General features: G+C 52.6%; 12 protein-coding genes. 1 reads left to right on the forward strand and 11 read right to left on the reverse strand.

Going from position 1 to position 12,074, the window contains the following annotated elements:
- The 11 genes from GTP90_RS19750 to GTP90_RS19800 all read right to left on the reverse strand — a co-directional run.
- Positions 1 to 914 (reverse strand): hypothetical protein (locus GTP90_RS19750; RefSeq protein WP_161085176.1); only part of this gene is annotated, 914 nt, incomplete at its 3' end.
- A 21-nt stretch (positions 915 to 935) separates the two neighbouring features.
- Positions 936 to 1,655 (reverse strand): substrate-binding periplasmic protein, encoded by a 720-nt coding sequence (locus GTP90_RS19755; protein WP_161085177.1) that lies wholly within the window; start codon positions 1,653 to 1,655, stop codon positions 936 to 938.
- 44 nt (positions 1,656 to 1,699) lie between these two features.
- A complete protein-coding gene (locus GTP90_RS19760) occupies positions 1,700 to 2,239 on the reverse strand; it encodes a substrate-binding periplasmic protein (protein ID WP_161085178.1) in 540 nt (179 codons plus the stop codon).
- Between the two features lie 63 nt (positions 2,240 to 2,302).
- The gene (locus tag GTP90_RS19765) at positions 2,303 to 3,043 is read right to left on the reverse strand and encodes a substrate-binding periplasmic protein (protein ID WP_161085179.1); all 741 of its coding nucleotides are present in this window, start codon (positions 3,041 to 3,043) and stop codon (positions 2,303 to 2,305) included.
- 12 nt (positions 3,044 to 3,055) lie between these two features.
- Entirely contained in the window at positions 3,056 to 4,090 is a 1,035-nt protein-coding gene (locus tag GTP90_RS19770) for a porin (RefSeq protein ID WP_254451958.1), read from the reverse strand.
- A gap of 648 nt (positions 4,091 to 4,738) precedes the next feature.
- Entirely contained in the window at positions 4,739 to 5,659 is a 921-nt protein-coding gene (locus GTP90_RS19775; protein WP_161018136.1) for a hypothetical protein, read from the reverse strand.
- An 82-nt stretch (positions 5,660 to 5,741) separates the two neighbouring features.
- Positions 5,742 to 7,550, reverse strand: coding sequence for an AAA family ATPase (locus tag GTP90_RS19780; RefSeq protein WP_161018135.1), 1,809 nt, complete (start codon positions 7,548 to 7,550; stop codon positions 5,742 to 5,744).
- The gene (locus tag GTP90_RS19785; protein WP_161018134.1) at positions 7,547 to 7,996 is read right to left on the reverse strand and encodes an ABC-three component system middle component 2; all 450 of its coding nucleotides are present in this window, start codon (positions 7,994 to 7,996) and stop codon (positions 7,547 to 7,549) included. Before GTP90_RS19785 ends, GTP90_RS19780 begins: the two co-directional genes overlap by 4 nt.
- On the reverse strand, positions 7,989 to 9,074 hold the full coding sequence (locus GTP90_RS19790) for an ABC-three component system protein (protein ID WP_161018133.1): 1,086 nt from the start codon (positions 9,072 to 9,074) through the stop codon (positions 7,989 to 7,991). Before GTP90_RS19790 ends, GTP90_RS19785 begins: the two co-directional genes overlap by 8 nt.
- Before the next feature lie 535 nt (positions 9,075 to 9,609).
- Positions 9,610 to 10,425 carry a GNAT family N-acetyltransferase gene (locus GTP90_RS19795; RefSeq protein ID WP_161018132.1) on the reverse strand — a complete coding sequence of 272 codons (816 nt, stop codon included), beginning with the start codon at positions 10,423 to 10,425 and terminating at the stop codon, positions 9,610 to 9,612.
- Positions 10,425 to 10,892 (reverse strand): hypothetical protein, encoded by a 468-nt coding sequence (locus tag GTP90_RS19800; protein WP_161018131.1) that lies wholly within the window; start codon positions 10,890 to 10,892, stop codon positions 10,425 to 10,427. Before GTP90_RS19800 ends, GTP90_RS19795 begins: the two co-directional genes overlap by 1 nt.
- Positions 10,893 to 11,205: 313 nt before the next feature.
- Between GTP90_RS19800 and GTP90_RS19805 the strand changes: the two genes are divergently transcribed.
- Positions 11,206 to 12,060 (forward strand): DUF3800 domain-containing protein, encoded by an 855-nt coding sequence (locus GTP90_RS19805; RefSeq protein WP_161018130.1) that lies wholly within the window; start codon positions 11,206 to 11,208, stop codon positions 12,058 to 12,060.
- Positions 12,061 to 12,074 lie beyond the last annotated feature (14 nt).

Here is a 12,074-nt window from a genome sequence, read left to right on the forward strand (position 1 = left end):
GACTGCGCGCCCCCGGCCTCGCCGGCCGGCTGCCGCTCCGGCACCGGCACCTGGACCGGCCGGTGCAGGCGCGTCAGCGGCGCGCCGCGTTCGAGGATGGCGCTGGAACGGCACTCGTTGGCACAGCGCAGCTCCGCCTCGATGATCCAGCTGTCGAGGCGACGGCCCCAGTTTTCCAGCGCCACGGCGCCGGCCTCGTCCATGTGCTGGAAGGCGCTGTTTTCGTTCTTCGGATTCATCTCGTTGGATAACTTCGCCTGTTCCGCATACAGCGTCGCCAGCAGATGGTGCGCGGGCGCGGCCGCCGCGGACCTGGCGAACAGCGGCAGCTTCGCCCACGACGCCGGCTCCCCGCCGGGCAGGAACAGCGGCCCCGCCGGCACCCGGCTGGATGGCACGCGGAGGTCGAGATCGGCCGAGATGGCGGCCGCGAGCTGCTTCCAGTGGGTGTCGGGCACCTCGAGCGTGCCCGGGCGCTCGGCGACCCGCCAATAGTTATCGAGCTCGCCGCCCCAGTGGGCCGCGTTCGGGAAGGCCGGGTAGTGGCCGTCGTCGGGCAGCAGCGGATGCTCGTGCCACGCGGCCCGCTCCCGCCCCACGATCCAGATCTCGTGGCGGTCGGCGAAATGCACCGCCAGCGCGTACCCGCTGCCGAGGATGGTGCGCTCGGTGTCGAGGCCGAATTCGGCGGGCAGGTGCAGCGACAGCCGCAGCGCGCCGGACTGCCGCAGGATGCCCAGCCACCAGGTGAAGTCGTCGGCCAGCAGGGCGTTGCCGTCCGGCGTACGGAACTGCAGTCGCGCGCCGAAGAAGATGTCGTGGCGGTACCAGTCCTCCAGCTCCGCGTGGCCGCGCAGGAACTGCGTGCCGTAGCTGACCAGCGCCATCTGGCGCGCTATCGATGTGTGACGCAAACGTCCTCCCCTGATGATGCGCTAGCGAAAGCGCGTGAGCATGCCGGCCAGGCTGCCGTCCCTGGTGGCCTGGCCGATCGCCTGGTCGATCTCCCGCAGCGCCACATGGCCCTTGCGCGACACCGCGCAGCGCGTGGCGAAGGCCATCACCGGCAGCGGCGGATGGATGACCAGCGGCGGCTGGCGCAGGCGCTGGTAGTAGTCCAGCACCACCCGCGTGATCAGGATGTGGTGCACGCGGCCACGTCCGAGCTTGGCCAGATTGCTTTCCATGTTGGGCGCGTTGTCGCGCACGAAATCCTCGCCCAGCAGCGCCTCCATCTCGGGATGGAAATAGCCCAGGATGGTGCCGACCGGCCGGCCGCGCAGCTCGCCGATCGCGCGCACCGGCGGCACGCTGGCGTCGGTCACCAGCACTTCCTCGGTGGTGAAGACAACGCGGCTCCACAGATAATCGCCGCTCAGCCACTCCGGCATGTAGGCGCACAGGAGGTCGGCCTCGCCGTTCTGCAGCGCGAGTTCGAGCCGCTTACGGGGCAGCATGACGAAGCGCACCTGGCGCCCCATGTGGCGCGCCAGGATCTCGCCGATTTCCTTGTGCACGCCGTCGACCAGGCGGCCGTCCTGCACCCGCGCCATCGGCATGTTGGAGGTGCTGTCGACCATGACGACCAACTCGGCCGAGCGCGCGGCCCCGGCAGCGCCCAGCAGGCAGGCCATCAGCAAGAGAATACCGCGCATCGTCACACCATCTGAAAACATTCAACTGGCGTTCATTGTACAGGTCATGGCCCGCCGGACTTTTGCTGGATCTCCCTGTCCAGCCGGCGCAGGATATCGTCGCTGACATCCTTGCTGCACATGATGTGGCGCCGCTCGCCGGTGGGCACGTCGGTCAGGCGCAGCACGCGCAAGCCCTTGTCGCGCAGCTCGGCCAGCTGGAGCAGGTAATCGGCCTCCTCCGAGGCCAGGAACATCAGGTCCGCCCGGTGCGCGCCGATCATCGCCACCATCGCCATGCTCTCGGCGGTGGTGGCGCTCCGGACCGGCCGGGCCTCGGCCAGCGCGGCGTCGACATAGCCGCCATACGAATACTTTTCCTTCACCAGCACCACCACGCCCGGCATCGCGAGCAGTTGCCGCAGCGTCGAGGCGTCGCGCAGGGCGAAGTCGTCGCGCACCACCGCCACCAGCGGCAGGTCGCGGTAGATTGGCAGCGTGAACTTGGCGTAGCGTTCGCGCTCGGCGTTCCTGAACCAGCCGACCGCGCAGCGCTGGCCGCCTTTCTGCAGCAGCGCCAGCTGGCGGTTGCTGGGCATGCGCATCCAGCGCGCCGGCACGCCGGCGCCAGCAACAGCCACAGGAACAGGACGCGCAACATGGCGCCGCTATTTTTTGCTCTTCTTCGCGCCGATCGCCTTGTTCAGCTTGCCGATGACGTCATCGGACACGTCCTTGCTGCACATGATGTAGCGCTCGTCGCCGGCGGGCACGTCCGGCATCCTGATTTGCTTGAAGTTGCCCGCCCCGATGCCGGACTGCTCCACCAGATAGCTGGCCTCCTCCTCGGACGCGAACATGAAGTCGACCGAATTGGCGTTCACCAGTTGCAGCATCTGGGTCGACGTGCCGTTCGACTTGGTTTGCGCGGCCTTCACCTTGTCCAGCGCGGCATCGATGTAGGGGCCGTAGCTGAAATTCTCCTTGACCAGCACGCGCACGCCCTTGGTCGCCAGGATCTCGCCCAGCTTGGCATGCTCGGCCGCCGCGAACTTGGGATGGGCGATGATCACCGTCGGCTTGTCGCGATAAATCGGCTTGGTGAATTTGGCGAACTGCTCGCGCTCGGCCGTCTTGTACCAGCCGATCGCGCAATTGGGGCCGCCCTCCTTGATCACCACCAGTTGCCGGTTGGGCGGCACCTTGCTCCACGCGACCTCGATGCCGGCCGCGTGGAAGGCCTCGGCCGCGGGCGTGCCGGTCAGGCCGCTTGCCGAGCCGTCGGCGCCGGCCACCAGGTAGGGCGGGCGCTCGTTGAAACTCAGGGTGATCTTGTCGTCGGCCATGGCCAGCGCCGGCGCCAGCATGGCCAGGCAGGCAGACAGGCGGCGGAAGGTATGGTGTCTCATGATGGGGCCCGATCAGAATTTGTGGAAGATGCCGACGCCGTAGAAATTGACCGACGCCGCGCTGGCGCGGCGCGACGCATCCGCGTACAGGTAGGTGCGGGTCGACAGATTGTATTCGTAGCCGACGCTGGTCTGCCTGGTCTTGGCGACGCCGTCGGGCGACTTCTGCCCATAGCCGGCGAGGATGGTGCCCACGCCGACATTCCAGTTCAGGCCGGTCACCCAGGCCTTGGTGTTGGCATTGCTTGCCATGGTGTGGCTTTGATCCTGCTTCTGGTACGAGGCCAGCAGCTTGACGTCGGGATGCGGCTTGAGCGAGCCGGCCACCGACCACAAGGTGGTCTCGGCCGCGTTGCGCTCGTACGCCAGCATGCCGCCGACCATGGCGCCGTTGTACGTGCCGGACACGGAATACGGATTCGATTCAAGCGCCGCGTTGGCCGGATACTGCGGGTTCGCCAGGCTGCCGCGGCCGACGATGGCCGGATTGCCGTTGGCCTCCTTGCTCGCGACCGTCACGTTGAGCTGGAAGCCGCCCTGCTCGGGCGTGTTGTAGAACACCGCGTTGGACCACCGGTTGGCCGACGAGCCGGCCGGGTCGAGCGGCTGGCTGTTGTAGCCCGCCACCGTCAGGTCGGTCTGGAAGCCCGCCGTGCTGGGCACCCCGCGCCACGGCTCGAACGCGCTGGACGAGTCCTGCAACGCGGTCAGGCCGCGGCCGAAGCGCACGGTGCCGAAGGCCCCCTGCAGGCCGACCCGGCTCTGGCCCTGGAACAGCGGCCGCGTCTTGCCCTCGATCGTGCCGATGTCCGGGTCGTAGCGTATCTCCAGCTGGAACAAGGCCTTCAGGTCGCCGCCCAGGTCCTCGACGCCCTTGAAGCCCAGCCGGTTGTTGTCGCGCCGCCCGACGGCGAGTGTGGTGTCGCTGCGTTTGCTGACGCCGACATCGATGTTGCCGTAGACGGCGACGGAGGACTGCGCGGCGGCGTAGCCGGCGCTGAAGGCCATGAGGGAGAAGCACGCTGCGGATGCGGTCGCTTTGTTCATATCGTATCTCACCTGTCAAAGTGATGGTTGCGAGGGCTGCAATCGCCACGCCATCGACGTGGCGGTAGGAGTGTCCCTTCCGGCGTGCTGGCCGCCATGGAAGTGGGTTCAGCATAAAACGGCGCTTGGAAATGCTGGGAATATTTCGTTCTGCTGAGCACTATTTTTCGGTAATAGGCTGTCTTGTGTGTCGTTGAAGACACGAACCGAGGTGCAAGATTTATCAATCCGCAACGAGGTATTTGGGGAGCACTCAATTCGCTCCGGCAGCGGAAGCAAATGGACCGATAGCCTTGAAGCGCCATGTCATAGCACGTCGATAGATGCCTCAACTCCAGGGCCGCACTCCGTCATGCTGGGCGCACAACAAAAAACCCCATAACTACCGGGAGTTATGGGGTTTGGTGTAAAGCTTTGCAGCGGGGACGCTTTAAAAAGGTTATGCGCAGTGAAAAGTGTAAACAGTCTTGGATGTGTTTGATTAGGCCGCATCCAGCCAATCCATTCATAAAATCGTCAACAAACCTCTGATTTGTGCCCAGTTGTTTACACTTTTCGAAGCCCAGCCTTACCGCTGAACGTCTTCGCTCTTTGCAGTCGTATGTTGAGGATCCAAGGGGTCGCTTCCAGTGCACAACCCCGACTGCTTCAGCCGGTGATCCTTCCGAGGAGCTTAAAATAAGGCCACTCTACGTGAGCCGAATTTGTGCGCTGATTGGCTTTAAACGTAGGACGAATTCCGTTGATGGCGTCATACGCTTTATCGGCCTTAATTTTGAACGGATACTTGATAGACAGCACATTCTTCTTATCAGATATCATGCCAAATTCCTCACCATATTCATTCGGGAAAAATCTATGATGAACGTTTGCGCCACGCACAAAGTACGAATGAAGATTAGGAGCAGCAACGCTATGAGCTTTCTGTTTCGAAAAAATTAATCTATTAAGATGAAATAAAGTTAGAGCAACAAACCCAAAGGAATACAACGTAAAAAAATTATATGATATCGCTGTGCTCGACCCTTTATATGACTTATGTACAGCGGGATCTGGTCCTGTTAAATCACGTTCACCGACAGCATTTGATAGATAAAAACCTTCAACAGCAACACCCTGATGATCGGAGAGCTGTATATAATTTACGTCCACGGCATCATGCTTAACCTTATTGGACAACTTTCTTACAAATGCATGTGCTTTAGAGGTAGAGTCTAAGAACTCGCCATAAATCACCGATTTATTAGATTTAAGCCATATATTTACATCACTATTATCGTTCTCTGCAACAGGGGAGATCGCCTTTATTATTAACAAAAGATTGTCGTAAAACGTATCCAGAGAAAGAATGTAACTGCAAATCGCAGCATCTTTTGACTTATCGAAAGGATTCTTTTCGATAGATTTCAAAAATTCATTCAAAGCAGCGTTGAGCTTATCAAATTGCAACCGCAAGATGTCCGCAGGATGCTTTATATTGTGAGCAATGTGAAATCCAGTCTCCGATGAAATTGCACACAAATTACTGTAAAGCTTTGTACTTCTTACTGCATCAAACGTCAGCTCCAAATTATCCTCCTCAACAGCCAGCGCATACTTAATGGTCGCAATATCTATTTAAACAATTCAATCAACCTAGTTTCATCAAGAACTAATCGGATATAGCAAAAAAACCATAACGTCCAATATTTTTGTTTTTTGTAAAATGTTGATAGTGCATCATAGGTATTAAGTCTGATTCAGGCTCTTGATTATCAAAAACTATGATCTGATTATCATTATAAGAATCGCATAAATCCCGATAAACTGAATACACCATATCGCTTTCGATAGATTCGTCCTCTTCCCCTTGGTCAATATCCGCCTTCTTGTATGTTGTCAATGGAGAATCCAGGATAACAAAGCCTGGATGACGTTTTGACTCCATCAATGTCTTCATTAAGCCAATAACAAAAGCAGAACATGCTACGGCTCGGTATCCTTTTCCAAAGTCCTTTCTTGGTGTTCCACCTATTTCTAGATCACGCGACTCATCGACAAAACGAGAGGGATGATAATCGGGGAATCCCCAACATTTCAGAATTTCCTCGACGTTCGCGATAAATAACTCAGTCTGACTGGAAAAATCGTCAAATACATAAGAAAGTTTTTCGGGTGCTGTGAAGCTTCGAAGCTTGTCGAGTTCAACCTGAGCAGAGTTGCGTCCTTCAAGCCTGGCAAGTGCTCCAGTCAATTCGGCCTTCTTATTGAAGAAATTATTTTTCTCAGCTACTAGTTCATTTAACTTTTCGAAGATATCGACATTAATATTCCCATCTATCTCGCTGATCAGCGACCTAATCTCATTCAGCTCATCGCCAACCCGCGATATATTTGAATCAAGGTGATCAATCGTGTCTCTTAGGTCATCCATTTGAACTTCGATTTTGTGAGCCTCCGCGTGAGCGCTCTGCAATACAAGTTCTATATCAGCGTCGACGTCGGTTTCTAAAAAGTCTGCGCCACAGGTAGGACAGGTTACTTCACTATAATTTTCCAAGAGGTGAGCCGCTTCTGAAACACCACCAACTCTCGATAAATCCGACTTATATTTCTCCATGAGCAAGCCAAACCGCTGAGCAAGAACTTTTGCTTCGTTGACCTCTGTTTCCTTGAGCAAAGCTTGGTCTATGTAGCTCTTGCGCTCCATAAGCATTTCAGATTTTGAAGAGATCAATTGCTGAATTGCCCCATCAATGTCGACGATTGATTTATTTAGCCTGATGATTTGGTCTTTAATTTCGTCATCCGAACCAGCCGTCAGCGGAACATCTGGAAAAATCTTCAGCATTAGTTCTTCAAGATTTCTAATTCTTTTTTTAACTGCCTCGCCGCTCTCTTCCTCTTTGTAATTTTCTTTCGCACGACTATCATCAATGCCTGTTAGAAGCGTCTTCAACAGGGATTTTTCAAGTGTCCTTTCGGTGCGCTGGCCAGTTCCGAGAGGTGAGTAATCAGCGACAATACGTTTCTCATCTACTAAAAATACCGACTCTAGTGTTCGCAACGTCAATGCTTGAGTAGTGTGATTTTCTTTGCTTTTTAGCAGCAATTTGTTATTTAAGCCTATTTTCTTCAAAAAATAATTTGATAAATTTTTGAAATTCGCCTTATGACTACCTTTTAGCACAACGGGTTTTTCGCCGAACTCTGTCACCACAGTTGCAGCATTCGCCTCAAATTTTCTTCGAATCTCAAAAGTCTTTTCATTCTCTTCAATAGTCAAAATTACGGTGTTGTAACCCCTTGACTCCTTGATTGACTTAGGAATAGAAGTCGAGCCAAATGCAAATTTTATGCATTCAATAACATATGATTTCCCTGTATTTGATGGGCCAGCCACAACGTTAAGGCCGCTGGAGAAATAGAGAAATGCTGACCTTACATTTTCACCGCAAACTTCAATCGATTTTATTATCATTTTCGCTCTGAGAATCCATGTACATAACCTATACGCTTGTTGTCCAAACTTTCATAATTTGATTCAAGCCATAGCAAATTAGTCCAAATATCCTTATAGTATTCAGATTTCAAACAGCCAATGTACTGGGCAGTTTCCTCATTGGCTTTGAAATAAATTCCCGTTGAATTTATCTCCGAAGAAATTATGCCGCGACTCAGAAACAACTTCAAAGCAGCTGGCAGCGACTCCCGGCGATAGATTAGTTCAGCAATCTTGTTCGGCAAATCTGTGTGGACATTAATCGGTCCACCAAATTCTTTGGCGTAAAGCAACACATAGTCAAAAAAGACTAGGCGATCGATGTCCAATACCCGGTCAGCCAGACATGCCAAGATAAAACTGGAGCGCGTCGCCAACTCAATACGATTATTGAAAAACGAGGACGTTGTAGATGTATTAGTCATCGCTCTTCCACCTAAATTTCTTGTCATTTACGATGTGATGCGTCAGTCCTTTTTTGTCCTGAACCTTCATATAAAACTTTAAAGGATGTGATTCGTAAGACGTATGCACGGCCATCTCAGAGACCTTGAGGTAACGCGTATAGCCTTCAGGATGAGGTAAGTTCACTGTTGCTGAGATGGCTTCATAGCATTCGGCTTTTAATTCTTGGAATGCCGAGGCAGGAAGCCAATCTCTTGAAAACAGATCCAAAGACGCTGCGCAAAAATAATTGTTGCGAGCATTGATTAATTCATTCTGAAGTTTGACGCGTGAGGGCAATGTAGCCATGCTTACGGTAGTTTTTGTGAAATCACTAAACGCGTCCAACAAGGCTTGAACGTATATTTGTTCAACAGACCAATCTACGTCCGCCGGGGCGGCCTGCGGCATCGGTCGCTTTCTAGAGTAAAGACCAAACCGTATATCATGGTAAGGAGTAGCACGGTGAAGCTCTATTATTCTTATTGGTGGAATGTCATCAAAAATCCTAAAATCAACTTTTTCGTCGATATATTTTTTCAATTCCGACGTCAGTTCCACATCAACCTTTGAAGTAATTCCGGCTTTGATGGTTTTTTCCCATCGATCTAGAACTTCCTTCTTAAGTGAATTTCCTGTCTTATCGTTAATTGCTTTGATTAAATTCGTACTACTCCCCTTCGGGGATACGAAATAATATTCGGAAGGTAAGGTATATTCGCCGATATAGCTATAGTAGACGAGTTTTCCTATTTCGAGCACGACGTCAGCTATGCTGAGCTTAGTTCCGTAATATTTGCATTGATAATTTACCCATCCGGTGGCTGTATATGCAATTACGTCACGCCCCATATCGCCACCGCCACCGCATCGGGTAACTTTTGTGTATTTATTTTTTATCCCAGAAACAAATTCAACTGTAAAGTCTTCCCACGCATCCTCATCCAGTGTGTTTAACCGCATTAGTGGACTGATGGGGGAACCCGTTGCAACCGCTAAAGCGGTCAACATTTCTTCTGGTGAGTGAGGCTCGGAGAGATCCTTCTCTGGAGGCAACATATCTTAGGTTCTCAATGCTATTTTCAAATGTCTATGAACTGATGGCCGCTTGCAGCGACTGTAGTTCACGACAGGTATAGGCATTCTACGTATTGCCGTTCGACAAATACTATCCGATTGTCACACTTCGATGACTTTCGGCACTTAAGCGCTGATCTATAGGCGGGTCTAAAATCCCGACTGACTCTTACGCGGCAACGGGCGAGATGGTTTCGATTAGCTCATGCTGCCAGAAAGAGCTGAAAGCCCACTGAGCGACACGGAGAATGCTGTGTAGACCGACGCTTTCTTATTCAACTCCCCTGACTCCTGGACCGCACGCAACACCGCAGCAGTCCACGCCAACTGCTTAAGATCAGGAAGTACCGGCTCCATCTCTGTTTCCAAGGTTGGAACTATTCTGCTAGATCGCCACCAATAATATGCAGAACAGAGCCCGGTGAGGACGGAAAGTGCCGCGAACAAAAGGCTAAGAATTTTCATTGAATTTCTAGGTATTTGTATGGTCGAAGAGGCGAATGCACTCGCCTGTAGCTTACTTAAAATACTTGCTCCAGACGAGGGTGGCGACAACGATCGTTGCAGCCCCCCACAATATATTGTGCATATGCTGCATCATTGCCCAACGTAATGGCCTTGCCTCCCTCCGCCTTTGCTCAGCAAACAGCTCTTTCACTGCTCGGGTTCGATGAACTAACTCGTCTTCCGCCATTCTTTTGCGATACAAGGTACTAGCTAAAAACTCCATCAGATTGTGCTCTGAAATGTTTTGCTTCCAGCGATCGGTGAGAACCAGATCCTTCGCCGGAATGGGAAGCGAGATCCCAGACTTGCGCTCAGCGGAAGCGTATTCAAACTTCAATCCGAACTGCTCATAGAATCGATTTCTACGCTCTCGGTTCTCCTCGCGTGCTTGCCCTTCCAGTAGATTGATGGTGTGCACCGTGGCATCCGGCCAGCGCTTGGCCCACCTGACGACCTCATTCATCAGGTAGGTCCCTAACCCATGTCCCTGGAGAGACGGAGGATTGATAACAACCATGCCGCCAGTCAACGATCCAGCGGTAATGGACACCGTATTCACATGAGCATGATAACTGCCACTGAACTCGCCCCTGGCAGGGTCACGTGGATATCCGTCGTCGGAGATTTCTCGATAAATGATGTTGATTGTGTTGTCGGCGGTCGCATAGCGATCACAGGCGCGTGTTTGCTCTATCCGTTCGACCAAAAAGAAGCCCATCGACGGTCGTTCTGGATTTTTCCGATTTCGGACTTCAAGCACCTGGAGTGTTGGACTGACAGGAGCGCCATTCTCCCATGTAGAGTCGAATGATGCTCCGGTCATCATTAACCCTTCATGCGACGCAATAAGTCATGCTCGTTCGTGCTGGTGAGCTGGACGTAGTCACTGCTCCGTAAGACCTTTGCAGCGGACTCCACGTCGAGGTGCGCGGTTGGTTCTACGGGCTGGGTTCCGTACACGACCTTGCCTGAATCAATTTTCAGTAGACCGGTAAGTAGGTCGCGGACCTCTGATTCGCGACTATCCCGCTGTACGTTGAGTCCCGGATAGTCATGTACGATTTGAAGGGGTGTTGCGATGCCTGGTAACGCGATCTCGATCAGCACTAGCATCAGTGGGGTGTTGTGAACGAGCGAAAAATCCTCAACCGGAAGGATGTTGCCTTCGACGTAGCGCTTTGTAACGATCAAGCGAATCTGACTTACGTTGGAGAGTTTTGCATACGCGAGGGTGGTGTCTAGAAACGAGCTTGTGGACTGCGCGTCTGTGCGAATGTACAGCGGATTTTTCATTAAGGCTCCCAGAATAGTTCCGATTGGAAACTCTTAGTGTACATTCGGCTGTACAACTTACTCAACATATTGCATAACAACAACGGTTTACGTTACGATATGACACGCAAATCTGTTCGGATGCGACGTTTTGAGGCTTCGCATCCCTCAGAAATCGACAATTTGTCGAGTGCGGTTGCAAATTATGCGATGTACGTATAAAATGGGCTTCTAGTCGAGAGTGCTGATGCTTCGGTACGTTGGGCGATTGTTCCACTCGGCTTACCAAATTCCAACGGACCGCAATGCGGTCCGTTTTTCGTTTAGGGTCTCCATGCATCTACTTTACTTAGATGAGTCAGGGCATTCACATGATCCCAACTCTCAGTTTTTTGTGCTCGCTGGCTTTAGCGTTTTCGAACGACAAACTCATTGGCTGGAGTCGCAGATTACTCCTGTTGCAGAGCGGTTCAGCAAGAGCAATCCGAGTGCGATAGAGTTTCACGGCGCTCCGATGAGGTCTGGCAAGGACGAGTGGGAAGGAGTTGCTCCCGCTGATCGAGTCCAAGCAGTGGTTGACATCCTGGATTTGCTCTCTGATCGCCAACTGCAATTGAGAGTTTATGTTTCAGTAATTGAAAAAAGCCTTTTCGCACCCGAGGCGATCCTTCAGCAAAGTTTTGAGGATATCGCCTCTTGCTTCGATCAATACCTTCAGAGCCTTTATCGAAGAAAAAACGATCCTCAGCGCGGGTTAGTTATTTTTGATAAAAGCAATTACGAGCAAAAACTTCAAGCTCTTTCTCAGGTATTCAAACATCAGGGAAATGCTAATGGAAAAGTACGGAACTTTGCTGAGGTTCCGCTATTTTTAGATTCAAAAGCGTCGCGTTTGATTCAGCTGGCAGATCTTATCGCTTATTGGACATTCAGGTATTTCCAATCGGGTGATGACCGTGGGTACAAAATGATTGAGCCCTATTTCTGTCGTTTTGCGGGTGCAAATGGTTATATGCCTAGAATAACCGCTGCGACTGAACAACGGCTCCAAACATTGGCTGCTCAGAAATATCCATTCCCTGCGCCGACAGCACGCACTTCGACAACAACCTCGCCTACAACTACTGTGATTTCAACGACGGCGACGGCAACGGTAACTCAAATCCAAATTGAAGTGCCAGGAACCTGATAACAGGGTTCTGA

This window comes from Duganella vulcania (assembly GCF_009857655.1).
Taxonomy (GTDB): Bacteria; Pseudomonadota; Gammaproteobacteria; order Burkholderiales; family Burkholderiaceae_D; genus Rugamonas; species Rugamonas vulcania.